The organism is Cohnella ginsengisoli, assembly GCF_029525555.1.
Lineage (GTDB): Bacteria > Bacillota > Bacilli > Paenibacillales > Paenibacillaceae > Cohnella > Cohnella ginsengisoli.
In genome coordinates this window covers 1,667,155-1,691,592 of record NZ_JAPDHZ010000003.1, presented here as the reverse complement: position 1 = coordinate 1,691,592, position 24,438 = coordinate 1,667,155, and the positions used below count along the sequence as shown (strand labels likewise).

Annotated in this window: 18 protein-coding genes, 1 pseudogene and 1 riboswitch; of the genes and pseudogenes, 18 read left to right on the top strand and 1 reads right to left on the bottom strand. The window is 61.4% G+C overall.

What is annotated here, in order from left to right; genetic code table 11:
• Positions 1–12: 12 nt before the first annotated feature.
• Positions 13–175, top strand: a riboswitch (cyclic di-AMP (ydaO/yuaA leader).
• A 251-nt stretch (positions 176–426) separates the two neighbouring features.
• The 17 genes from kdpF (at position 427) to OMP38_RS18855 (ending at position 22,274) form a co-directional block, all read left to right on the top strand.
• Positions 427–504, top strand: coding sequence for a K(+)-transporting ATPase subunit F (gene kdpF / locus OMP38_RS36030; RefSeq protein WP_368859185.1), 78 nt, complete (start codon positions 427–429; stop codon positions 502–504).
• Between the two features lie 44 nt (positions 505–548).
• Complete coding sequence (gene kdpA / locus OMP38_RS18930) at positions 549–2,231, top strand: potassium-transporting ATPase subunit KdpA (RefSeq protein ID WP_277566489.1); 1,683 nt, start codon at positions 549–551, stop codon at positions 2,229–2,231.
• A gap of 18 nt (positions 2,232–2,249) precedes the next feature.
• Positions 2,250–4,289, top strand: coding sequence for a potassium-transporting ATPase subunit KdpB (gene kdpB, locus OMP38_RS18925; RefSeq protein ID WP_277566488.1), 2,040 nt, complete (start codon positions 2,250–2,252; stop codon positions 4,287–4,289).
• A gap of 63 nt (positions 4,290–4,352) precedes the next feature.
• Positions 4,353–4,976 carry a potassium-transporting ATPase subunit KdpC gene (gene kdpC, locus OMP38_RS18920; RefSeq protein WP_277531395.1) on the top strand — a complete coding sequence of 208 codons (624 nt, stop codon included), beginning with the start codon at positions 4,353–4,355 and terminating at the stop codon, positions 4,974–4,976.
• Positions 4,977–5,070: 94 nt separating this feature from the next.
• A complete protein-coding gene (locus OMP38_RS18915; protein WP_338130542.1) occupies positions 5,071–6,003 on the top strand; it encodes an alpha/beta fold hydrolase in 933 nt (310 codons plus the stop codon).
• The gene (locus OMP38_RS18910) at positions 6,000–8,321 is read left to right on the top strand and encodes a universal stress protein (RefSeq protein WP_277566487.1); all 2,322 of its coding nucleotides are present in this window, start codon (positions 6,000–6,002) and stop codon (positions 8,319–8,321) included. The genes OMP38_RS18915 and OMP38_RS18910 overlap by 4 nt, the downstream gene beginning before the upstream one ends.
• 944 nt (positions 8,322–9,265) lie before the next feature.
• Positions 9,266–12,382, top strand: a complete 3,117-nt coding sequence (locus OMP38_RS18905) for a fibronectin type III domain-containing protein (protein ID WP_277566486.1) — start codon at positions 9,266–9,268, stop codon at positions 12,380–12,382.
• A 171-nt stretch (positions 12,383–12,553) separates the two neighbouring features.
• Complete coding sequence (locus OMP38_RS18900) at positions 12,554–13,684, top strand: amidohydrolase family protein (protein WP_277566485.1); 1,131 nt, start codon at positions 12,554–12,556, stop codon at positions 13,682–13,684.
• Complete coding sequence (locus OMP38_RS18895; RefSeq protein WP_277566484.1) at positions 13,681–14,136, top strand: Rieske (2Fe-2S) protein; 456 nt, start codon at positions 13,681–13,683, stop codon at positions 14,134–14,136. The genes OMP38_RS18900 and OMP38_RS18895 overlap by 4 nt, the downstream gene beginning before the upstream one ends.
• Positions 14,137–14,301: 165 nt before the next feature.
• The gene (locus tag OMP38_RS18890) at positions 14,302–15,177 is read left to right on the top strand and encodes a helix-turn-helix domain-containing protein (protein ID WP_277566483.1); all 876 of its coding nucleotides are present in this window, start codon (positions 14,302–14,304) and stop codon (positions 15,175–15,177) included.
• Positions 15,174–16,937 (top strand): sensor histidine kinase, encoded by a 1,764-nt coding sequence (locus OMP38_RS18885; RefSeq protein ID WP_277566482.1) that lies wholly within the window; start codon positions 15,174–15,176, stop codon positions 16,935–16,937. Before OMP38_RS18890 ends, OMP38_RS18885 begins: the two co-directional genes overlap by 4 nt.
• Positions 16,934–18,553 (top strand): response regulator, encoded by a 1,620-nt coding sequence (locus tag OMP38_RS18880; protein WP_277566481.1) that lies wholly within the window; start codon positions 16,934–16,936, stop codon positions 18,551–18,553. The genes OMP38_RS18885 and OMP38_RS18880 overlap by 4 nt, the downstream gene beginning before the upstream one ends.
• A gap of 228 nt (positions 18,554–18,781) precedes the next feature.
• Positions 18,782–19,123: a hypothetical protein gene (locus OMP38_RS18875; RefSeq protein WP_277566480.1), complete on the top strand. Its 342-nt coding sequence runs from the start codon at positions 18,782–18,784 to the stop codon at positions 19,121–19,123.
• Positions 19,044–19,733, top strand: a complete 690-nt coding sequence (locus tag OMP38_RS18870; protein ID WP_277566479.1) for an ABC transporter permease — start codon at positions 19,044–19,046, stop codon at positions 19,731–19,733. The genes OMP38_RS18875 and OMP38_RS18870 overlap by 80 nt, the downstream gene beginning before the upstream one ends.
• Positions 19,734–19,735: 2 nt before the next feature.
• The gene (locus tag OMP38_RS18865) at positions 19,736–20,623 is read left to right on the top strand and encodes a carbohydrate ABC transporter permease (protein ID WP_277566478.1); all 888 of its coding nucleotides are present in this window, start codon (positions 19,736–19,738) and stop codon (positions 20,621–20,623) included.
• An 81-nt stretch (positions 20,624–20,704) separates the two neighbouring features.
• A complete protein-coding gene (locus tag OMP38_RS18860; protein WP_277566477.1) occupies positions 20,705–21,817 on the top strand; it encodes an extracellular solute-binding protein in 1,113 nt (370 codons plus the stop codon).
• Entirely contained in the window at positions 21,729–22,274 is a 546-nt protein-coding gene (locus tag OMP38_RS18855) for a type 2 periplasmic-binding domain-containing protein (RefSeq protein ID WP_277533122.1), read from the top strand. Before OMP38_RS18860 ends, OMP38_RS18855 begins: the two co-directional genes overlap by 89 nt.
• Positions 22,275–23,095: 821 nt before the next feature.
• Here the strand turns inward: OMP38_RS18855 and OMP38_RS18850 are convergent.
• Complete coding sequence (locus OMP38_RS18850; protein WP_277566476.1) at positions 23,096–23,731, bottom strand: FMN-dependent NADH-azoreductase; 636 nt, start codon at positions 23,729–23,731, stop codon at positions 23,096–23,098.
• Between the two features lie 141 nt (positions 23,732–23,872).
• Between OMP38_RS18850 and OMP38_RS34815 the strand changes: the two are divergent.
• A pseudogene (locus OMP38_RS34815) lies at positions 23,873–24,364 on the top strand (sigma-70 family RNA polymerase sigma factor); the annotation flags it as partial.
• Between the last annotated feature and the right edge of the window lie 74 nt (positions 24,365–24,438).

The window sequence follows — 24,438 nt, the reverse complement described above, 5'->3', positions numbered from 1 at the left end:
AGCATCGTTCGTTTCGTTGAAACGCTGAATCTTGGCACGAACAAGAGCGGGGGAACCGACCGGAGCCGCAATCGGCTCCAAGGGGTGAATCGCCGGGCACGCATCCGTGCCGGCGTAGGGCGACTCTCGCGCCCGAATCCGACAGCTAACCTCGCAAGCGTATGGGAGAGGCAACACTTGTCGCGTACGACGTTAAGACGTCCTGTCTTGATCGGGAAGCCGCGGCGAAGGTTCCTCCTTTGCCGGGCTTCTTTTTTTGTTGTCTTTTTCCGCTGTTCGGAGAAGGAAGGTCGAATGAATCACAAGGAGCGTGTGACCCATGATGGACGTTTGGATGACGATCGCGCTGCTCGCCGCCTTCGCGCTGGTCGTCGGATTCGTATACTGGTGCGACCGATCGATCGACGAGGCGGGGGGAGAGGGCGCATGACGATCGTGCTTGTTTTCACCGGCCTGCTGCTGATCTACCTCGTGTACGCGCTGCTTCACCCGGAGAAATTTTAACGACGCGCCTCGCAAGCGCCGCCCGAGCTTAAGGAGGAACGGCCATGGATGTATTGCAAATCGTCATCGTGATCGGCATGCTCGCGCTGATCGCCAAACCGCTTGGGAATTATGTTTATCTCGTCTTTTCGAACGAGTCCAATCGCACCGACAGGCTGTTCGGCTGGGTCGAGAAGCCGATCTTCGCGGCCATCGGCCTGCGGCATCGCGCCGGGATGACCTGGAAACGGTACGCGCTCAGCTTCATCGCCGTCAACTTCGCGCTCGTGGCGGTCAGCTACGTCCTGCTGCGCGCGCAGAACGGACTGCCGCTCAATCCGAACGGCATCGGCGGCATGGAACCGACGCTGGCGCTGAATACGGTCATCAGCTTCATGACGAATACGAATCTGCAGCACTACAGCGGTGAGACGGGACTGTCTTACTTTTCTCAGATGGCCGTCATCATGATGATGATGTTCACGTCCGCGGCGACCGGCTTCTCGGTGGCGGTGGCCTTCGTCAGAGGCATCACCGGCAAGGGCAAGACGCTGGGCAACTTTTTCGAAGACTTCGTCAAGGCGCACACGCGCATTTTTTTCCCGCTCGCCCTCGTGGTGACGTTGGTCTTGGTCGCGCTGCAGGTGCCGCAGACGCTCGATCCGACGCTGTCGGTGACGACGCTTCAGGGGACCGCGCAGCAGATCGCGATCGGGCCGGTCGCTTCGCTGGAGGCGATCAAGCATCTGGGCACGAACGGCGGCGGCTTTTTCGGCGTGAACTCGGCGCATCCGTTCGAGAATCCGAACGCGCTGACGAACGTGATCGAGATCTTGTCGATGTGGGCGTTGCCCGCTGCGCTGCCCTTCATGTACGGCCGTTTCGCGAAAAACGGCAAGCAGGGCTGGGTCGTTTTCTCGGCGATGATGGCGTTGTTCCTCGTGTTCCTCACGGTCGCTTATACCGCGGAGAAGAGCGGCAACCCGGCGCTTGAGGCGCTGGGCATCGACGCATCGCAGGGAAGCATGGAGGGCAAGGAGGTGCGCTTCGGCATCGCCCAGTCCGCGCTGTTCACGACGGTGACCACGGCTGCGACGACGGGGACGGTCAACAACATGCACGATACGCTGACCCCGCTGGGCGGCCTGGTGCCGCTCGCCGAGATGATGCTGAACGTCGTCTTCGGCGGCAAGGGCGTGGGGCTGGTCAACATGCTGATGTACGCGATGCTCGCCGTGTTCATCTGCGGCCTGATGGTCGGCCGGACGCCGGAATTTCTCGGTCGCAAGCTCGAGCCGCGGGAGATGAAGCTGATCGCGGTCGCCATTCTGGCGCATCCGTTCATTATATTGGCGCCGACGGCGATCGCCTTTCTGACCGATCTCGGCAAGGGATCGATATCGAATCCGGGCTTCCACGGCATCTCGCAGGTGCTGTACGAATATACCTCGGCGGCGGCGAACAACGGCTCCGGCTTCGAGGGACTCGCGGACAACACTTCGTTTTGGAACATCACAACCGGCCTGGTTATGTTCTTCGGGCGCTACGTCTCGATGATCGCGCTGCTGGCCGTCGCCGGATCGCTCGTGCGCAAGCAGTGGGTGCCGGAGACGATCGGCACGTTCCGCACGGACAATGCGCTGTTCGCCGTTCTGCTGGTCGGCACGGTCATTCTGATCGGCGCGCTGACCTTCCTGCCCGCGATCGTGCTCGGACCGGTCGCGGAGCATCTGACCATTCGCCAATAAGAGACGGAGTGAGCTGTCGTGAACGAAAAACGAAAAAAGAGCCTGTTTTCCGTACCGCTGGTCGCCGGAGCCTTGAAGGCGAGCGTGATCAAGCTGAATCCGGCGGTCATGATGAAAAATCCGGTCATGTTCGTGGTCGAGGTCGGCACGGCGATCGTGCTGCTGATGACGCTGCTGCCGGGCTACTTCGAAGCGGAGGACCGCATCGGCTTTAATCTGGCCGTGTTTCTCATCCTGCTGTTCACGCTGCTGTTCGCGAACTTCGCCGAAGCGCTGGCTGAGGGACGGGGCAAAGCGCAGGCCGACACGTTGAAGCGGACGAAAAAGGAAATTACCGCGAACAAGCTCTTAAATGGCGGCGCCGCGGTCAAGACCGTGCCCTCCACCGAGCTGCGCAAGGGCGATATCGTCGTCGTGTCGCAGGGCGAGATGATCCCCGGCGACGGCGAGGTCGTCGAGGGGCTCGCCTCCGTCGACGAATCGGCGATTACCGGCGAATCCGCGCCGGTCATCAAGGAAGCGGGCGGCGACTTCAATTCGGTCACGGGCGGCACGCGCGTCGTCAGCGACCGGATCAAGGTGAGGATCACGAGCGATCCCGGCGAGACGTTTATCGATCGGATGATCGCGCTGGTCGAAGGCGCCAAGCGGCAAAAAACGCCCAATGAGATCGCGCTGAACACCTTGCTCATCAGCCTGACGCTCGTTTTCCTCATCGTGGTCGTCACGCTCGGACCGATCGCGTCCTACGTGGACGTCAAGCTGGAGGTACCCGTGCTGATCGCGCTGCTCGTCTGCCTCATCCCGACGACGATCGGCGGATTGCTGTCGGCGATCGGCATCGCCGGCATGGACCGGGTGACGCAGTTCAACGTGCTCGCGATGTCGGGCAAGGCGGTCGAGGCCGCGGGAGACATCAACACGATGATCCTGGACAAGACGGGCACGATCACCTTCGGCAACCGGATGGCGAGCGACATCGTTCCCGTCGGCGGCGCCGGGGGTGACGAGACGGCCGCCTGGGCGGCGATCGCGTCCTTGCAGGACGAGACGCCGGAAGGCCGCTCGGTGCTGGAGTGGATGAGGAAAAACGGAAAGGCGTTCGACGCCTCGCTTGCCGACGGCGGCGGCTTCGTCGAATTCAAGGCGGAGACGCGCATGAGCGGCATCGATCTGTCGGACGGACGCCGCGTGCGCAAGGGCGCCGTCGACGCCGTCCGCAAATGGGCAGCGGCGCAAGGCGGCGCGGTCCCGGACGATTTGGGCAAGCAGTCGGACCGCATCGCTTCGGAGGGCGGCACGCCGCTGGCCGTAGCGGTCGACGAACGGATCTTCGGCGTCGTCTATCTGAAGGATACGGTGAAGCCGGGGATGAAGGAGCGGTTCGACCAGCTCCGCGCGATGGGTATCAAGACGATCATGTGCACGGGAGACAATCCGCTGACCGCGGCGACGATCGCCAGGGAGGCGGGCGTCGACGACTTCATCGCGGAGAGCAAGCCGGAGGACAAGATCGCGGTCATCCGCCGCGAGCAGGCCGACGGCAAGCTGGTCGCGATGACCGGCGACGGCACGAACGACGCGCCCGCGCTCGCGCAGGCCGACGTGGGCCTCGCGATGAACAGCGGCACGACGGCCGCCAAAGAAGCGGCCAACATGGTCGATCTCGACTCGGACCCGTCCAAGATCATCGAAGTGGTCGCGATCGGCAAGCAGCTGCTCATGACGCGCGGCGCCTTGACGACCTTCAGCATCGCCAACGACATCGCCAAGTATTTCGCCATCATCCCGGCGATGTTCATGCTGGCGATTCCCGAGATGGACGCGCTGAACGTCATGCGGCTCGGTTCGCCGCTGTCGGCGATCTTGTCGGCGTTAATTTTTAACGCCATTATCATTCCGCTGCTCATCCCGCTCGCCATGAAGGGCGTCGCCTACCGGCCGATGAGCGCCGCCCGTTTGCTCGGCCGCAATCTGTTCGTCTACGGCGCGGGCGGCGTCATGGCTCCTTTTATCGGCATCAAGCTGATCGACCTGATCGTTCACGCCTGGATCTGACGGGCGGTCGCGGCAGCGAAGGCGATTAAACCTATTAATTATTAATGAAAGAAGGAATCGGCCATGGCTACGCTTGCGCAGGATCGGCAAGGCGGCGAGGAAGAGCGCTCCGGCGGCTCGATGCTCTGGATCGCTATTCGCCTGAGTCTGCTGTTCATCCTCTTGTGCGGGATTGTTTATCCGCTTGTCAGCACCGGGCTCGCTCAGTTGCTGTTTCCCCATCAGGCGAACGGCAGCCTGCTCAAGGACAAGGCGGGCAACGTGGTAGGCTCCGAGCTGATCGGACAGTCCTTCGCGGACCCGAGCTACTTTCAGGGGCGCGTATCGAGCATCGACAATAAGGCGGAGGCTTCCGGCTCGAACAACTACGCGCCTTCGAATCCGGACCTGCTCGCCAGGGTCAAGGCATCGATCGCGGCGTGGCAAAAGGACAATCCGGATGTGCCGATCGACCGGCTGCCGATCGCGCTCGTCACCAATTCGGGCTCGGGGCTCGATCCGCATATTACGCCGCAGTCGGCGCTTGTGCAGATTCCGAGGATCGGCAAGCTGACCGGCCTGTCCGCCGCCGAGCTGACGTCGCTGGTCGACGCCTATACGGAGGACCGCGACCTGGGCGTCTTCGGGGACAAGCGGGTGAACGTGCTGAAGCTGAACCTGGCTTTGAAGGAAAAGCTGGGCAAATAACGTCGCAACAAGCCCTGTCCGCGCTGGTGCCGGACGGGCGGTTGCCGCCCGAAGGCTCGCGCGAATGGAGAGCTCGAACGGATTGCTCGAATGAATGGCTCGAACGGATGGCTCGAATGAATGGTTGAATGAGTCGCGCGAGCGGGTGCTGGAACGAATGGCTCGAAAGGCTTTATCGAATTTCGCAAATAATCGAGGTGTATGGCTTTGCCGGTCGCCAGGCTTAACGGAACGTCGATCTACTACGAGATGCAAGGAAGCGGCACGACGATTCTTTTCATTCACGGACACGGGTGGAACCATAGCATGTTCAAACCGCAGTTCGACTACTTTTCCAAGCGGTACCGGACGATCGCCTGCGATCTTCGCGGCAACGGGCGGTCGGGCGAGCTGCGCCAATCCCCCCGACGACATCATCGATACCCAGTGCCTCGATCTAATCCTGCTGCTCAATTCGCTCGGCATTCGCCAAGCCGTGTTCGTCGGCATCGACTACGGCGGCTTGATCGTGCAGCAGATCGCCAGACAGTACCCCGAGCGGGCGGCCGCGATCGTCATCGCCGACAGCTTCTGCCGCGTCGATTCGTCCACCGTCTTCAGCAAGCTCCAGCTGGCGGCGGCGTATATGAGCTGGCTCGACTACTATGCGCCCGGCGAGCTGCTTCTTCCCTCGCTGCGGCTTGCCTATCAGAGATGGGCGCCAGCCTACGACGAGCTCCGGCGGAACGTGCTGAACCGGAGGCCCCGCGAGCTGTACCGGCAGCGGCTGGCGACCAGGCGGATCGACTACACGGATCATCTAAGGACTTTCCGCGGTCCGGCGTTAGGCGTGGCGGGCGATTATACGGCCTACGGCATCGCCTGCATGGAGGAGCTTGTCGCCTGCCTGCCCCAAGCGGGTCTGGCCGTCATCGCGGACGCTCGCGGTCCGAGCAGCCTTTGCCGGCCGGATGCTTTTAATCAGGTCGTCGAGCAATTTCTGAACCGGCACGCGATCCGATCGTTCGGGGAGGCGGGGAGCGGGTGACGGAATATCGGCGGAAAACGCCGGAGGAGATTTTATACGCCATTTCCAAGCTGCATCGGGGGCGGCTGAAGATCATCATCGGGGCGGTCAGCGGCTCGGGCAAAACGTATCACATGCTGCGGGAAGGCAATCAGCTGAAGCAGCAGGGGATCGACGTCGTCATCAGCGCGGTATCGACGATGCAGCGGTCGGAAACGGTCGAGCAGGCGCTGGCGCTTGAGCGGGTGCCGAGCATTCATTGGACGAAGGACGGCCGGGAGCGGAAGGATCTGCCGCTCGACGCCCTGCTCGCCCGCAATCCGGAGGTGGTGCTCGTCGACGATCTCGCCCATCGCAACCGGGAGGGCGCGAGGTTCGGGACGCGGCTTGAAGACATTCTTTATCTGATGGACAAAGGCATCGGCGTCATCGCGACGATCAACGTCTACGAGCTGGCGGACGAAGGCGAGATCGTCTACAAACTCACCGGCATTCGCGCCGAGGAGACGGTGCCCTCCGACACGCTGGAGCTGGCGGACGAGGTGCGTCTGATCGACGTGTCGCCCGAGACGATGCTGAAGCGGATCGACGATGGGCTGCTGGGCGAGCGGCGTCATCCGGCGATGTGCCGCCGCGGCAACCTCGGCGTGCTGAGAGAGATCGCGCTGCGGCTCATGGCCGAGGGCGTGAACGATTCGCTGGAAAAGCATCGTGAGGCGCTCGGGCTCGTCGGTCCGTCCGGCGCCGCGGAGCGAATCCTGGTCGCGGCCCAATATCACTGGAACGGCTCGCTTCACGTGCGCAGAGGACAGCAGATCGCCAGAAGGCTGAACGGCGAGCTGATCGTCGCGACGTTCGTGCGGCCGAGTCGGGCGCTGACGAAGGAGCAGCTGACGTTCAAGCGGTCCATTCAGAAGCTGGTCGAGAAAGTGGATGCCCGTTTCGAGGAGCTGCCGCTGCCGCATGCGCGCAAGCTGCCGGCGCTGCTCGTGCGCTATGCCGTCGACAACAAGGTCACGCGCATCGTCATGGGACATTCCAACCGGAACCGCTGGCAGGAAAAATGGCAGGGCTCCATCGCGAACCGCGTGCTGCGAAAGACGAGGAACATCGACGTGTTCATCATGGCCGATCGCGCCGCCCACGCGGGCGAGCGCATCCTGCCGATCAAGCCGAAGCCGCATGCGGACGCGGACCGGTTCCGCCGTCTCAGCTCCGGCGAGATCGAACGGGAAATCGAGACGATTCGCCGCGGCACCTTTAAAGTGTACATCGGAGCGGCGCCCGGCGTAGGCAAAACCTTCAAGATGCTGCAGGAGGGAAACAGCCTGAAGGCCAAAGGCGTCGACGTCGTCATCGGCCTGCTCGAGACGCACGGCAGGAAGGAGACGAGGGACCAGGTCGGCGGTCTCCCGATCGTGCCGAGAGCCAAGATTGACTACCAGTCGGCGCGGCTCGAGGAGATGGATACGGAGGCGATCGTCGCGCGTCATCCCGAAGTCGTGCTCGTCGACGAGCTGGCGCACACGAACGTGCCGGGAAGCCTTCGCAAAAAAAGGTACGAGGATGTCATCCGCCTGCTCGACAACGGCATTTCGGTCATTTCGACCGTCAACGTGCAGCATCTCGAGAGCTTGAACGACGCGGTGGAGCAGCTGACGGGCGTTCGCGTGCGCGAGACGGTGCCGGACGCGATTCTGAAGCTGGCCGACGAGGTGGAGCTCATCGACGTGACGCCGCAGATGCTGCAGCAGCGGATGCGCGAAGGGAAGATCTACGCGCTCGAGAAGGTCGACCAGGCGTTAGGCTCCTTTTTTAAAATAGGCAATCTGATCGCGCTGCGCGAGCTCGCGCTCCGGGAGCTGGCGGACGACGTGGACGAACGGCTCGAGGCATGGGATCGCCATGCTTCGCTGCGCGGACAATGGCGGCGGCAGGAGACGATCTTCGTCTGCGTGGACGCCGGGCCGCGCTCGGAGCGGCTCATTCGCCGCGGCTTTCGCATCGCGCACCGGCTCAAGGCGGAGTGGCATGCACACTACGTGCGGCCGGACGGGGAATCCGGAGCCGATGCCGAGAAGCGGCTCGACACGCTGCGCCAGCTGTGCGAACGTCTGGGAGGCAAGCTGGAGGCCGAGAAGCGGGACGGCCGCCGGATCGGCGAAGCGCTGCTGGCGCGTATGAACGAACTAAACGCGACGCTGCTGATCATCGGCCAGTCCCGCAGGCCGCTATGGCATTCGCTGATCAGGGAGACGGTCGTGCATTTCATGCTGCGCCGCGCGCGCGGCACCGACATGCTGATCGTCGCGGACTTCGACCGTGGCGCGGCGGAGTGAGCGGATCACCTGCGGCGCACGCGGCGAGGGAGTGGCCGGCCCACACCGGACGAACCGCTCAGGAGTTCCTGGATAGGAATTCCTGCGGTCCACGCCCCGCACGAACCGCCCGGGAGTTCCTGAATAGGAACTCCTGCGGCCCACACACCGGACGAACCGCCGGGGAGTTCCTGGATAGGAACTCCTGCGGCCCACGCCCCGCACGAGCCGCCCGGGAGTTCCTGAACAGGAACTCATGCGACCCACGCCCCGCACGAGCCGCCCGGGAGTTCCTGAACAGGAACTCATGCGACCCACGCCCCGCACGTGCTGCCCGGGAGTTCCTGGATAGGAACTCCTGCGGTCCACACACCGCACGAACCGCCTGGAAGTTTCTGGATAGGAACTCCAGCGGTCCACGACCCACACGAGCCGCCGGGGAGTTCCTGGATAGGAACTCCAGCGGCCGCCACACACCGCCCGAGCCGCCCGGGAGTTCCTGGATAGGAACTCCAGCGGTCCACGACCCACACGAACCGCCGGGGAATTCCTGGATAGGAACTCCGGCGGTCCACGCCCCACACGAGCCGCCCGGGAGTTCCCGGATAGGGACTCCCGCGACCCACACGCCTACACGCCCACACGCATCGCACGAACCTCCGGGAGTTTCTGGATAGGAACGTCTGGGCCCGGGCAAGAGGACGCTCCTGGATGGGACGGCTTCGGTCGTTCTTAGCTGGGAGAGGACATACGAAGCCGGCCATTTTTGTTCGTGTAATAAGCCATGCTGACGAACGCGCAAAAACTGCCGACGGACGAACATTGTCGGCCGATCCGACTGATTCTATGATATTGCTGAACTGGCGGGGAAGGAGATGAAGCGCGAGCAGCCGGAAGGGCATCGCAATTTGTAAGCGCATTCAAATCTTATTTCCAATTTATTTCTAGTTAAAGAGGAGACCTGGATGATGAGAATAATGACCAAACCGACGGCCGTCGCCCTGTCGCTTGCCCTGCTTGTCCCCGTCGCTTCCGTCGCGGGCAAGGCGGAGGTGGCGAACGCGGATCCGATCGTGGCCGGCAGCGACTGGCGGGCGATCGACACGACGATGGCCGTGGCGCCCGGCAGCGCGCTGGATTTGTCGTTCCTGAACGACGCGCCCGCGGGAGACAAGGGCTTCGTCCAGATCGACGCGGACGGCGATTACGTATTCGAGGACGAACCGGCGAAGAAGGTGAAGTTCTACGGCGGCAACCTGAACGGCAGCTACGGCACCGATCCGACGCACGCGGAGATGGTCGTGATCGCGGACCGGCTCGCCGCCATGGGCTACAACGTCGTGCGGTATTCCTCCGTGGACCAGAACTATGACTGGGCTAAAGGTTTGATGGCGAAGCCCACCTCCACCACGGTGACGCTGAACGCGGCCAAGCTCGACAATTTCGAGTATTTCAACGCCTTGCTCAAGGCGCGCGGCATTTATATCGACATGGACATTTTGGCGTATGCCGATTTCTCCGGCGTCCCGAGCCTGAACACGTACGGCGCGACCGCGTCCAAGTATTTGGCGACGCTCATGCCGGACGGGATCGCCATCTGGAAGTCTTTCGCGAGCCAGCTCCTGTCGCACGTGAATCCGTATACCGGTCTTGCGCTGAAGGACGATCCCCAGCTGATGGGACTTTCCCCGGTCAACGAATCGCTGCTCTACAACGCCAGCTTTTCCGACGCCAACTTCAACAACTGGATCAAGACGGACTTCAACGCCTATTTGACCGGCAAAGGGCTGCCGACGGTGTCGACGTTTCCGACGAGCTTCTGGTCGCCGTCCGGCGTCCGGGACCTCATGACCGCGTACTTTACCGAGAAGCAGTTCGCGGCCAACGGCGACATGAAGTCGTACTTGAAGAACGTTGTAGGCGTCCGCGCGCCGATCGGCGGCATCAACTACATTAACGATTCGCTGGCCAACTACTGGCGGACGCAGGCGGACGTTCAGGAGACGCATCTATACAACGGGCTGGTCAACGGAAGAGGCGTCTTCACTTACAACCCGCTTACGCATCCGCGCTACAGCACCGTGTTCGATCCTGCGACGGCGGCTAGCTACGCTCCGCAGTACGGTTCGTCGATTATCAAAAATTACATTCCCGCCCTGGCGCTCGGCCAGCTGTACCGGAAGCCCTTCGCGCTGACGGAGTTCAACCAGGAGTTCCCGACCGACGGGCGAGACGAGCTCGGCTTGATCTCGTCCGCGGCCGGGGCTTACAACGGCTGGGATATGATGAACCGCTTCGACTTCAGCAGCCGGGTGAACGAGGCGGTCAACGAGGCGCCGCTCGGCGGCGCCATCTCCTTCGACTCCGTCACGGACACGCTGGCGACGATGTCGGAGTATCAGAGCGCGCTTCTGTTCCGCAGGGGACACGTCGCGGAGAGCGAGCCGAAGTTCGTCATCGTCAGGGATAAAAATTGGGTGACGACGCACGGCTCCGCGACCGAAAACCAGGATCAGGAGCGCAACCGCATGATGATTCCGCATCTGTTCAAGACGGTGACGGTATACGCGGACCACCCGGCCGCGCCTTATGCCATCTACAAGATCACGCCCGATCTGACGCCGGCCGATATCGAGGCCGGGGATATCCCGAGCGCCAATGAGATTACGATCACGAACGCGATGACGATGAAGGAGGTCGCGGAGACGTTCATCGACGCGCTCGACGACGCGGGGCTCAAGGCATCCATGAAGGATGCCCTGGACGACGACCTGCTGGTCTCGGATACCGGCGAGCTCGCGTTCGACCTGAACACGAATACGTACCTGATCAACACGCCGTACGCGGCGGCGGCCGTCGGCACGTTGGACGGCAGCGGCTACGAGCTCGGCGCCGTCACGCTGCGCGGAGACCTGGCGCACGGCACGGTGTCGGCTTTGTCGCTCGACGACGAACCGCTGGACGAGAGCGGCCGGATCCTGCTCGCCTATACGACCGACGCCGCCGGGACCGGCGAGTACGAGGTGACGTCCGGCGGCCTCACGACGTATCACCAAGGCACGCTGCCGACGCTCGTGAAGTACGGCCTGGGCGAGTTCAAGCTCGATACGACGCGCACGCCGTCGGCTTACAAAGCCTACAAGCTCGCGCAGAACGGCGTGCGGCTGGCGGAGGTGCCCGTCACGGTGACCGGCACGACGATCTCGGTGCCGCTGGAAACCGACAAAGGCTACGCGTTCGAGCTGGTGTACGATCCGGTCACCGGCACGGATCTGACCGCGCCGACGGTGCCCTCCGGCGTCGCCGCGGTGTCCGACACGGCCGCCAAGGTGGAGCTGTCTTGGACCAAATCCACGGACAACGTCGGCGTCTCCGGCTACAAGCTTTATCGCGACGGTACGCAGATCGCTTCGCTTAACGGCAACGTCACGCGTTACGTCGACAAGAGCGTTACGGGGCTTACGACGTATCACTATGTCGTGAAGGCGTTCGATCCGTCGGGCAACGTTTCTGCGGGAAGCGGGCCGACCGCCGTCACGACGAGCGATCTGCTGTTCAAGGAGCAGTTCGAGAGCGGTACGGCGGCCGGCTGGACGGTGGCCAGCTCCTGGGGCAACTTCAGCGTCGTCTCGAACGGGGGCTCGTACGTCTATCTGGCCGACAACTTCGACAAAGGCGGCTCCAAGTCTACGGCCGGGGACGCGGGCTGGACGAATTACAGCGTGGAGGCCAAGATCAAAGCCGATCAGTGGCAGAGCCTTTACGGCAGGATCGGACTTGTAGCGCGGTTCGCGGACAAAGACAACTACTATTACGTGTACTACGACAACAATCTGGGGCAGTTGACGCTCCGCAAGGTCGTAGGGGGCACGGAGAGCACCGTCGCTTCAACCTCGTTGACGCTGAGCACGGGCGCGCAGCATCTGTTTAAGCTCGAGTTGAACGGGAGCGCGATGAAGGCCTACGTCGACGGAACGCTCAAGATCAATGCGACGGATGCTTCACTCGCAAGCGGGAAAATCGGCGTGTACACCCATTTCGCCCAGGCGTATTTCGACGATGTCGTCGTGAAGCAGGTATGAGCCGTAAGAACCTGAAGGGCGGTAACCTTACAAAATCGCAAAAACGCCAGACAAGGCAGCATTGGCGTTCGAGGACCTGCGCTTTAACATGAAGGTCAAGCGATCGAATCGCCGGACGGCTCTCGAAGCGCCGCCCGGCGGTTCCGTTGAAACCTTGGAGGTGCACCTCGCATGCAGACTTCGCAAGCCGAGACGCCGTCGCCGGCGGACAAGAAGAGCAAAGCCAAACGACCTATCATCGACTGCGACATTCACCAGATTTCGGGATTGGAAGAGATCAAGCCTTATTTGCCGCGGCATTACCGGGAGATGGTCGAGGCGTACGGACCCGCGTATCCGGGCGGCATGCATTTTAACGGCGGGGTCGGCGGACGGATGGCCGACGCTTATCCGGAGGAAGGCGGCCGCGCCGGCAGCGATCTGGCGCTCATGCAGCGGCAGCATCTCGACCGCTACAACGTCGCGTACGGCATTCTGACCGGGGAAGGCTACGGTATGCAGGCGACGATCAACTACGACTACGCGGCTGCGACCTGCAGCGCGATTAACGACTATACGATCGAGCATTGGCTGTCGCGGGACAGCCGGCTGCGGGGCTCGGTCATGATCCCGAAGCAGGAGCCGCGGCTCGCCGCGAAGGAGATCGACCGCGTCGGCGGCAGAGCCGACATGGTGCAGGTCATCGTCTGCAACGGCGCGACGCTGCCCTACGGCAACCGGTATTACGATCCGATCTACGAAGCGTGCGTGCGGCACAACCTGCCGTTTACGATCCACGTCGGCCTGGAAGGCGAGGGCATCAACAGCCCGCCGACGGGCGCCGGGTACGTGACGAACTACATCGAGACGCGCTGCGCGCGGCCGTCGACGATGGCGGCGCATCTGGCCAGCTTTATTTTCGAAGGCACGTTCGAGCGCTTCCCGACGCTTAGGGTCGTGCTGCAGGAAGCCGGGGTCCTCTGGCTCGCGCCGCTCTTGTGGAAGATGGACCAGGAGTGGAAGGGGCTCCGCGTGCAGACGCCGTGGGTCCGCAAGCGCCCGAGCGAATACTTCCGCGAGCATGTCCGCGTCACGACGCAGCCGATCGACGAGACGCCGAACCGGGCCCTATTCGACGCCCTGCTGGACAGCATCCATGCCGACGAAACGCTGATGTACTGCAGCGATTACCCGCACTGGGACTACGATTCGCCCAAGCAGGCGCTGCCCCGGCTGGCCGACGCCCTGGCGGACCGGGTCTATTACGACAACGCAGCCGAACTGTACGGTCTGCCGACGCGAGAGAAGGAGGCGAAAGGATGAGCGCGACGGAACAAGAGCAGCAGCGGTCCGATACGCGGGGAACGGATTCGGCCGAGCCGAGGCGGTCCGCCGGCTCTTCGGGCAAGCGGTTCCGCGCCGCGCGCGTAGCGGAGATCCCGCCCGGCGCGCGCAAGATCGTCGAAGTGGAGGGGCGCAGCATCGGCGTTTACAATATCCAGGGCGCCTTTCATGCGCTGCGCAACGTTTGTCCCCACCAGGGAGCGGAGCTCTGCAAGGGGCTCGTGACCGCGGCCGTCGTGTCCTCGGGGCCGGGAGATTTCCGCTTCGAGCGGGAAGGCGAGATCGTGCGCTGCCCATGGCATCAGTGGGAGTTCGACATTAAGACGGGCTGCATGGTCGTCGACGGGAAGGTGCGAACCAAGTCTTACGAGGTGACCGTGGAAAAGTTCGGCGTATCGGTCGAAGAGGACTACGTGATGATTCATCTATAGCGGCATGAACGACGGTGTCATGGACGACGGTGTCATGAACGATAGCGGCATGAACGCATAGAAAACCTCTCCGGGCGATGAGGTTTTTTATGCTGAAGGCCGATTGACAGCGTTTGGAAAGCGCTTGCTATAATAGGGGGGGATTATGCGGAAAGGGGATGTGTCATGCAGGAGACCGCCATCGAGTGGTTCGAGTCGCAGCTGTTCATCCCCGACGCCTTGGCCTGCAAAGGGGGCATCTGGCCGCTTCGCATCGGCCGAAACGTGGCGAAGCCGACTTATCGGACGGGCCTGAAGATCCTGGAATACTACAACGTGCACTTTGTCGCGGAGGGCAAGGTCGAGTTCGATCACGGCGGCGAGCGGGTCGTGCTGTCCAAGGGCGATTGCTTCGGCATGTTCCCCGGAGATACGTATCGTTACAGCTTGGCGCCGGGCTGCCATGAGCTGCAGATGACATGGATCTCCATGGACGGTCCGCATGTCCCCGGGCTCTTCGAGCGCGCGGGCCTTAGCCGGCACATGCCCTTCCTGACGGGCGTGCTGGGCAAGGAGCTCGAATCCGCGCTGCGGCTGCTCTTTCATCCCCGAAAATACGACTTGAAACGGCATCTCGAGCTGTGCGCCGTTTTGTATCAGGTGTTCGCGCTGCTCGTTCCGCAAGGCGAGGCGGAGCGGACGCGCCAGGGCATCGACAGCTGGATCGCCCGCAGCGTCGCCTATATGGATACCCATTATGCGGAGAAAATCACCGTTCACGACGTGGCGGATTACCTGTCCCTTCACCGCGCCTATTTCTCCAAGCTGTTCACGGAGCGGATGGGGATCTCCCCCATCCGCTATTTGCAGAAGCTGCGCATGGACAAGGCGGCCGACCTACTTCACGCAGGCTACGCGATCGTGGAGATCGCCGCCATGCTCGGCTATTCGGACGCCTATGCGTTTACGCACGCGTTCAGCAAATTTTACGGCATGCCGCCCGGCCATTGGCGGAAGGCGAGGCGCAGCGCGTCCGAGGCCGGGACGGAGGCGACGGATTGAGACGGACGCAGGGATTGCAGTTCAAGCTGTCGCTCACCTTTATCCTGATTCTGATCCCGCTCGTGATCGTCAGTCTGTTCGCGAACAACTACTCGCAGCGGATCATGAACGAGCAGATTCGCGAGCGCACGAAGGGCGCCCTGCAGACGACCCTGGCCTACATGGACCAGATGGCGAGCAACATGGATCAGCAGACGCTGCTCATCAGCTCCAACCCCAGCATCGTCAACATCTGGCGGGACAAGCGGGACCCGTTCGTCCCGGACAATCTGTACGACGTCCACACCGTGCAGCAGCAGCTGAATTCCCTGACCAACATCAACGGCTCGATCAAGGAGGCCTATATCCTGCACGGCGAGAGCGGCAACGGCGTCTCGACGACGCTCGGCGGCATCCGCTGGCCTCGGATCAAGGAGGAAGCCTGGTTCCGGCAGGCGGTGAACGGCGTCGGGGCGCTGTTGATGTACGTCCCCGGATCGGGGGGCGGAGACGACGATAGCAGCGGCGGCGGCGAGAGCGGCAACGGCGACGGAACCAACCGATACCTGAAGGACGACAGCCTCTACTACATCCGGCTGCTCGACGTGCTGAGCGAATCGCCGGAGCCCAACGTGCTGATCTTCGCCGTCCGCAAGACGGCGCTGCAGGAAGTCATTCAGCATTTGCAAACGTCCGCGGACATGAATATCTCGCTGTTCTACGGCGACAAGCGGATTCTCGAGACGAACGCCGGGGCGGCGCGCGTCCGCGGACAGGAGCTGTTCACGATACGCGAGTCGGGCGGCGCGTGGTCCATTCAGCTGGAGCAGCCGAAGGCGGAGATCTTCAAGCAGTCGCGCCGGCTGCAGCTGTTCACCTACCTGACGATCGTGCTCAGCATCCTGCTCGCCATGTGGATCGCCTGGTTCGTCTATATCCAGATTTTACGGCCGCTCTATCAGCTGTCAGGCGCGTTCAAGCTGGTCAAGAACGGCAATCTGACGCATCAGATCAAGCATGTCCGCCGCGACGAGCTGGGCCATGTCATGGACGGATTCAACCAGATGGCGGCCGCCCAGCGCATCATGATCGAGGAGAATTACGAGAAGGAGCTGCGCCTCGCCAAGTCGGAGTTCAATCTGCTGCAGTCCCAGATCAACCCGCACTTTTTGTACAACACGCTCGATTCCATCTATTCCGTCGCCGTCAAGCACGGCATGCGGGAGATCAGCGACATGGTGATGAACCTGGCCAAGTTTTTCAGGGTCAGCCTAGGCAAGGGCAGGCAGGACTTCACGCTCGCGGAGACGGCGGAGCATCTGATGTACTACATTCGCGTCCAGCAGATGCGCACGGCGCATTTCACCGCGGACATCGAGCTGGCGGAAGATACGAAGGGGATGCCGGTGCTGAAGCTGCTGCTGCAGCCGATCGTGGAAAACGCGATTATCCACGGCATCGAGAAGGATGCGATGGACGGCGAGCTGCGAATCCGGTCCCGTCTGGACGGGCGCGGACTGATCGTCGAAGTGGAGGATACCGGCGCGGGCATGCCGCCGGCCAGGCTGGAGGAGATTCGCCGGGAGCTGGGCACGATCACGAGCAAGCTGTACCGGCTGCCGCAGGACAGTCCGTCAAGCCGCTTTTTCGGGCTCAAGAACGTCAAGTCCCGGCTTAAGCTTTATTACGGCGAGGCGGCCGATCTGCTCGTGGAGAGCGAGGAATACGTCGGGACAAAGGTAACGCTGATCATTCCGATGCGGACGGAGGAAAGCGCATGAAGCTGCTGATCGTCGAAGACGAATACCGCGTCCGGGAACGGATCGCGCTCGGCATCCCGTGGGAGGCGCACGGCATCGAGGTGGCCGGCGCGGTGGAGAACGGCAGGGAAGCGATCGCCGCGATGCGCGAGGCGCATATCGATATCGTCGTTACGGACATTCACATGCCGGACGTCGGCGGGCTGGAGCTGGCCAAGCTGATGAAACGCGACCATGCGCACGCGAAGGTCATCATTTTGACCGGCTACGATCAGTTCGAATACGCCCGCGAGAGCATCGACCAGGGCGTGTTCAAATATTTGGTGAAGCCGGCGGAGAACGAGCTGATCCTGGACACCGTCCTCAACGCCAAGCGGCTGCGCGAGCAGGAGCTGTACGACCGCCACAACCTGTCGCAGCTCGAACGCCGGTGGAAGGAGCATCTGCCCCGCCTGAAGGAGCTTTTCTACAAAAATTGGCTGAACGGCCGCTACGCCGGCTGGGAGCTTGCCAAACGCAGCGAGGAGATCGGCTTTGCCCTGCAAGGAAGGACGCTGCTGTCCGCCGTGGTGGACATGGACCCGACCGCGGGCAACGACGCCAGGTTCCCGCCGGACGAGCGCGCGCTGCTGCAATTTGCGTTGTTTAACATCGCCAAGGACGTGCTGGCTGAGGCGGACGAAGAGGATGCAGCGTTCGAGGCCATCGCGCTGCAGGACGACGACGGCTTGACGGCGGTCATCTTTATCGCCTCTTCCGCGGCCGGCGGAGAAGCGCTTCGCCAGCTTGCGGATCAGCAGCTCGGGAAGCTGCTCAGCACGGTGAAGGACTGCCTGAAGCTGACGGCGAGCGCGGGCATCGGCGCCGAAGTGACCGATCCCGCGCTGCTGCCGGTCGCGTACAAGCAGTGCCGCATGGCGCTGCAGGAGCGAATCGTGCTGGGTCGCGAGACGATCATCCGCTACCGGCACGACGTCCCGGCCGACGCGTCCTGGCTCAACATGAACGACATGGAAAAGGAGATCGAGATCGCGATCGATACCGGCAGCGAGGGCAGGAGGGCGGCGCTGATCGCGGCGCTCATGGAGAAAGGCTTCTCGCCCGGCCGCCAGCTCGCGGACGCCAAGGAGATGCTGCTGCGGATCACGGCGCTGCTCACGCGGATCGTCCATGCGCACGGCTGGAGCCTGCGGGAGACGCTCGGCGCCGACTACGAGGACTTTATGAACTTCAACCAGTTGCTGACGAAGGAGCAAGTGACGACCTGGCTGGAGCGGATGATGGCGCGCATCGGCCGCTCCGTCGCGGAGCGGCGCCGATCCGGCACGCACGTGACCGTCGGAGAGATCATGGCCTACGTCGAAGCGCATCTGGGCGAGGAAGAACTCAGCCTTTATACCGTCGCGGCCAAGCTGTATATCAATTACTCGTACGCGAGCCGGATCATCAAGGAAGTGACGGGCAGCTCCTTCTCGGAGAGCGTGCTTCGCCTGCGGATGGAGAAGGCGAAGGCGCTGCTCGCGGGAGGCGCGAAGGTGTACGAGGCGGCGGAGCAGGTCGGCTACAAGCACGTCAACTACTTCTCGAAGAACTTCCAGAAATATTGGGGAATCAAGCCGAGTGACATACAAGCTTGAATGTATAGGGCAACGACACTTTAAGCGAGCGGCGCTCAAAGGCGTCCGGATCCATTGGTATTGCGGCACCCCAAAGCATCGGCATTCGACGAACCCGGTCGGATGCCGTTTTTTTTGCCAACAACCGCAAATATGTTGCGTTTAAAGTAAAACCATTCGTCTACTGCCGCGATCGGGCCCGCGCTATAGTTGATGCAGGGACCCAAACGGCTGACGAAGGAGACGAACATGGCGAAAACGAATACGGGACTGCCGCGTCCCGACTTGGCGGCGACGGGCGGTCCGCTGAGGGCGATTCGCAAGCACTGGGATTTGTACTTGATGGCGCTGCCCGCGATCGCGTTGATCGTGATTTTCAAATATTTGCCGATGTACGGCGTCATTATCGCATTCAAGGACTACAACCCGATGCAGGGGATGCTGGACAGCGAGTGGGTCGGATTCCGGTTTTTCCGCGAGCTGTTCCTGTTCGACGAGTTCCCCCCAGGTCGTGCGGAACACGGTGGCGATCAGCCTGATGAAGCTGGTCTTCGGTTTCCCGGTACCGATTATTCTGGCGCTGCTGCTTAACGAGATGAAATATATCCGGCTCAAGCGGACGATCCAGACAATGACGTATTTGCCTCACTTCATCTCGTGGGTGATCATCGGCGGGATCGCGATCGACCTGCTGTCCCCGAGCAGCGGAATGGTCAACAAAGCGATCGGGCTCATGGGCTTCAAGCCGATCTTTTTCCTCACCGAGGAGAGCTGGTTCCGCTGGATCCTGATCGCGTCGGACATCTGGAAGGAAGCGGGCTGGGGCGCGATCATCTTCCTGGCCGCGCTCATCGGGATCAACGACGAGCTCTATCAGGCCGCTACCGTGGACGGGGCGAACCGCTGGCGGCAGATCTGGCATATCTCGGTGCCGGGGCTTCGCGCGACGATCATCGTGATCCTGCTGCTGCGGATCGGCAACATTTTGGACGCCGGCTTCGAGCAGGTGCTGGTCATGTACAATCCGACCGTCTACGACGTATCCGACATTATCGACACGTACGTGTTCCGCGTGGGGCTCGGTACGATGCAATTCAGCCTGACGGCGGCTGCGGGGCTGTTCAAGTCGATCATCGGCTGCATCCTGCTGGTGCTGGCCAACACGCTGGCGAGACGGATGGGCGAAGAGGGGGTGTACTGACCGTGCAAACGCAAAAGCTTGGCGTCAAGGGCTTCCGGGGCGATTCGATATTTCAACTCCTGAACGCGGCGTTTTTATCGTTGATCTCGGTTTCCATGCTCCTGCCGTTCATTCATATCGCGGCGAAGTCGCTAAGCGATCAATCGTACGTCGTCGCGAAGGACGTGTGGCTGTGGCCGAAAGGGCTGAATTTCTCTTCGTACGACTTCGTGCTCTCGTACAAGCAGTTTTACGTGTCGTTCGGCAACTCGCTGTTCATTACCGTCGTCGGCACGTTGATCAGCATGGCGGTCACGCTGCTTGCGGCGTACCCGCTCGCCAGAAACGGACTGCCGTACAGACGCTTTATGATGCTAATCTTCGTCATCACGATGTTTTTCAGCGGCGGCCTCATTCCAACCTATCTGATCGTGAAGGACGTCGGCCTGCTGAACAGCCTGTGGTCGGTCATTTTGCCGGGCGCGCTGGCGCCGTTCAACCTGATTCTGATCCGCAATTTTTTCAGCGGGCTGCCGGAGGCGATGGAGGAGTCGGCGCGCATGGACGGCGCCTCCAGCCTGCGGATTCTGGCCCAAATCTACGTGCCGCTGTCCATGCCGGCCATCGCGACGATCTCGATGTTCTACGCCGTCGGCTATTGGAACAGCTTCTTCCAGGCGATGATGTACCTCACGGACAGGAGCCTTATGCCGCTGCAAGTGTTCCTGCTGCAGCTGGTATCGAACGACAAACCGGCCGACATGGTCGTCAACGACGTGCTGAGCGGCGTGACGCCGGAATCGATGCGGGCCGCGGCGATCATCTGCGTCGTCCTGCCGATCCTGTGCGTGTATCCGTTCATCCAGCGTTACTTTGTCAAAGGAATCATGCTCGGCGCGGTGAAAGGGTAGAGAAGCTTCCTTTCCCGGCCGGCACATCGCAGTCGCAAGTATAGAGTGTAGACAATCCATTTACGGGAGGCTCGCGCAAGTATGTTGAAGACAAAAAAAAGAACGAAAAGAACGAAAAGAACGGCCGTCGGCATCGGCGTCATGGCGTTGATGCTGCTCGCGGCAGGATGCGGCGGGAACGATAGCGGCAACAAGACCGCGGACAAGACGGAAGGACCGTCTACTTCCGCGGCAACGGCGAGCGACAAGGGAGGCGCCAAGAGCACGGAGCAAGCGAAGGCGCTCAAGGACTTGAAGATCACCCGCCTCTATCACGGGGCGATGGAGACGTTTAAGGGCGCCGACACGATCAACAGCAACAGGCTGATCGACAAGTTGCGGGAGGCATCCGGCTTCAATATCCAATACGAAGCGCTCCCGCTCGAGAATCCGTCCCAGAAAATCTCGATCATCTTCGCTTCCGGCGACGTGCCCGATATTATGACGATCGCCGGCAAATCCGATTACTTCAAGCTGGCCAAGCAGGGCGCGCTCGAGCCGCTCGACGATCTGATCGCCAAGGAGATGCCCAACGTCTCCAACATGGCCGGCCAGGAAGCGCTGGACGCCGTCAAGTTCGACGGCAAGATCTACGCGATTCCGTACCGCCAGGCCCAGAAGGTCGGCAACGGTCTGCTGGCGCGAACGGACGTCCTGAAGGAGCTTGGGCTTAAGGAGCCGGGGACGCTCGACGAGTTTTACGAGACGATGAAGACGATCAAGGAGAAGAAAAACATCGCGCCGCTGTCGATCGCGACGTCCAATCCGGGCTACTTCTTCGACGGCTTCACGCCTTTCGCCGCGGCCTTCGGCGTCGCCACGCCGACGAAGATCAAGGACGGCAAGCTGGTGTTCTCGTGGGTGCAGCCGGAGTACAAGGAATTTTTGGAGACGATGAAACAATGGTACGACGAAGGCTTGCTCGACCAGGAATTCGCGATCAAGAAGGGCACGCAGGAAACGCTCATTAACGGCACCGCAGTCTTTACCCCGATGTACTGGGGGGAGCGTGCCCGAGATCGACAATGCTTTGAAAGACAAGAACGAAGGCGGAACCGTCGGCTTCATCGCGCCGCCGGTCGGCAAGAACGGGGAGTCCGGCCTGCAGGACAGCTCGATTTCCACAACCTACATCATTATTCCGAAGCAGGCTAAGAATAAGCTCGGCGCCGCGCAGTATCTGAATTTCCTGTACACGCCGGAGACCGACGAGCTCGTCAACTACGGCATCGAAGGCACCGACTACACGAAGAAGGACGGCGTCATCACCCAAACGCCGGAGCAAAGCGCCAACATCCCATGGCGTTCGATCTACCCGCTCGGCGACACGGACGCCGGGTTCGCGGCGAGGCTGAAGGCCAAGGGACTGCTGCCGTACTACGAGCCGCTGCTTCAATACAAGAAGCTGCGCGAGGAAACGAACTACGCGCCGTCCGTCGAAGCGTACGACGCCAAGTTCACGGAGCTGCGCAACTACATGGAGGAGAATTCCATGAAGTTCATCATGGGCAAGCGCAGTTTATCGGAGTTCGACAGCTACGTGAAGGACTTCAACGCCAAAGGCGGGCAGGACGCGATTGACGCGATGAACGCGTGGTTTGCGAGTAAGTAATCGAGAGGTGTCTTAACAGATTCCCGGCGTGTTGATTCATGGCGCGTCCTGCTTAGAGGCTCTGTATGGAGCCTCTTTGTGTTTGTTGGAGGCGCGGTCCTGCCGTGTGCTCGCTTGCGCAGCCGCCACCGTGCCCGTCTGCCGCTCGCGCTATACTCCTACCATCTCGCTGACCCGCCCCCCCGTCGATCGCATGATGCTGTAGAATAGCGCAAAATTGGGCTATACTCGACCAACTTCCCCGGCTCGCTTCCCGCCGCGCGCATGATGCTCTAGCATAGCGCAAAATTGGGCTATACTCGACCAACTTCCCCGGCCCGTTTCCCCGTCGCTCGTGCGATACTGTAGAATAGCGCAAAATTGGGCTATGCTCGACCAACTTCCTCGGCTCGCTTCCCCGCCGCTCGCATGATCCTGTAGAATAGCGCAAAATTGGGCTATACTCGACCAACTTCCCCGGCTCGCTTCCCCGCCGCGCGCGCGATACTGTAGAATAGCGCAAAATTGGGCTATACTCGACCAACTTCCCCGGCCCGTTTCCCCGTCGCTCGCGCGATACTGTAGAATAGCGCAAAATTAGGCTATGCTCGACCAACTTCCCCGGCCCGCTTCCCCGCCGCTCGCATGATGCTCTAGCATAGCGCAAAATTGCGCTCTTCTCGTACCCACGCCAACGCCTTGGCCCAAGCCAGCTCACATGAACGCAGGTTGGGCAACGATAGCCGGAAAAGCGAATAGCCGCCCCGTCAGCTCATGACTTTTGGGGCAGCTCCTCTTTTGATGGTTGGCGATTCAATCTTGTAGCTTAGAGAGCGCCGTCCTTAAAAGCTCAGCGCCGCTTCGCGAGCCTTCGCGATCGCGTCGGCTTTGATGTCCTGCGCCTTGTCGGCCTGCGCGGCCATGCCTTCTACATAGACGGCCTCGAAGCTGGGGACGCCCAGGAATTTCAGGACCGCTTCGAGGTGGCGGTGCGCCATTTCAAAGTCCGCGTATACGCCCTCGGACAGCACGCTGCCGCTGGCCTGGATCTGGAACGCCTTTTTCTTCGTGAGCAATCCGACCGGGCCGTCGGACGTGTAGCGGAACGTCTTGCCGGCGACGAAGACGGCATCGATATAAGCTTTGAGCACCGGCGGGTAAGAGAAGTTCCAGACCGGATTGACGAAGATATATTTATCCGCGTCCAGAAACTGCTCGACCAGCTCGTCGAGACGGCCGATCTTGGCCTGTTCGAGCAGGGACAATTGCTCGAAGGCATTCCCCGCGTGCATTTTGGAACGGGCACCGAACACCTCGCCGTCCAGGAACGGAATATCCGCTTGGAAAAGGTCGATGTGAACGATCTCGTCGTTCGGATTCGCTTCGCGGTAAGCTTCTACGAACGCCTTGCCGACGGAGAGGCTATAGGAATGTTCGTCGTCGCTCGGATTGGCGGTGATATACAATACTTTGTTCATGAGATGCACGTCCTTCTATAGGGAGTATGATTGCGGAATGACGGACATAGAACGACGGTCTCTTCCGTTCTGTGACAATGGGCATATGAAGCCGTCGGCAGGAAAGAATACGCGTGACCATCGGCTGAAAAAGCGCGGCGAATGCTGTCACAAAGCAAGAGCCGGCCTCGTTTTATTAACAGGCGGACTCTACGCCGAAGCCCATGCGAATGGAAGTGGACGGCATCTATGCAAGCGCAGTTATATACGAAATATAAAGCTTTGCTGTTCAAGCTTGCTTATCAGCTGACAGGATCGGTATCCGACGCGGAGGACGCGGTGCAGGACGTGTTCATCAAGATCGCGAACGTGCCGCCCGAGCGGCTGGCCGAGCCGAAGGCTTATCTGTGCAAAATGGTCACGAACCGTTGCAAGGACCTGCTCAAATCCGCGCGGAAAAAGCGCGAGGAATATTTCGGCGAGTGGCTGCCGGAGCCTTTTCCAAGCTCGGACGACGACGCGATGGAGGCGGTCCTCCGCGAGGATCTGCTCACGTACGGCATGATCGTGCTGCTGGAGCGGCTGTCGCCCTCGGAGCGCATCGTGTTCGTCCTCCGCGAGGCGCTCGGATTCGCGTACAAGGAGATTGCCCAGCTCATCGAGAAAAGCGAGCCGAACTGCCGCAAGCTGTTCAGCCGCGCGAGCGCAAAGATGGGGCTGTCGGCCGA

Coding starts and splice junctions, on each gene's coding strand:
- kdpF (WP_368859185.1), top strand. CDS start 427: ATGACGATCGTGCTTGTTTTCACCGGCCTGCTGCTGATCTACCTCGTG.
- kdpA (WP_277566489.1), top strand. CDS start 549: ATGGATGTATTGCAAATCGTCATCGTGATCGGCATGCTCGCGCTGATC.
- kdpC (WP_277531395.1), top strand. CDS start 4,353: ATGGCTACGCTTGCGCAGGATCGGCAAGGCGGCGAGGAAGAGCGCTCC.
- OMP38_RS18915 (WP_338130542.1), top strand. CDS start 5,071: ATGGCTCGAACGGATGGCTCGAATGAATGGTTGAATGAGTCGCGCGAG.
- OMP38_RS18905 (WP_277566486.1), top strand. CDS start 9,266: ATGATGAGAATAATGACCAAACCGACGGCCGTCGCCCTGTCGCTTGCC.
- OMP38_RS18900 (WP_277566485.1), top strand. CDS start 12,554: ATGCAGACTTCGCAAGCCGAGACGCCGTCGCCGGCGGACAAGAAGAGC.
- OMP38_RS18895 (WP_277566484.1), top strand. CDS start 13,681: ATGAGCGCGACGGAACAAGAGCAGCAGCGGTCCGATACGCGGGGAACG.
- OMP38_RS18890 (WP_277566483.1), top strand. CDS start 14,302: ATGCAGGAGACCGCCATCGAGTGGTTCGAGTCGCAGCTGTTCATCCCC.
- OMP38_RS18880 (WP_277566481.1), top strand. CDS start 16,934: ATGAAGCTGCTGATCGTCGAAGACGAATACCGCGTCCGGGAACGGATC.
- OMP38_RS18875 (WP_277566480.1), top strand. CDS start 18,782: ATGGCGAAAACGAATACGGGACTGCCGCGTCCCGACTTGGCGGCGACG.
- OMP38_RS18860 (WP_277566477.1), top strand. CDS start 20,705: ATGTTGAAGACAAAAAAAAGAACGAAAAGAACGAAAAGAACGGCCGTC.
- OMP38_RS18850 (WP_277566476.1), bottom strand. CDS start 23,731: ATGAACAAAGTATTGTATATCACCGCCAATCCGAGCGACGACGAACAT.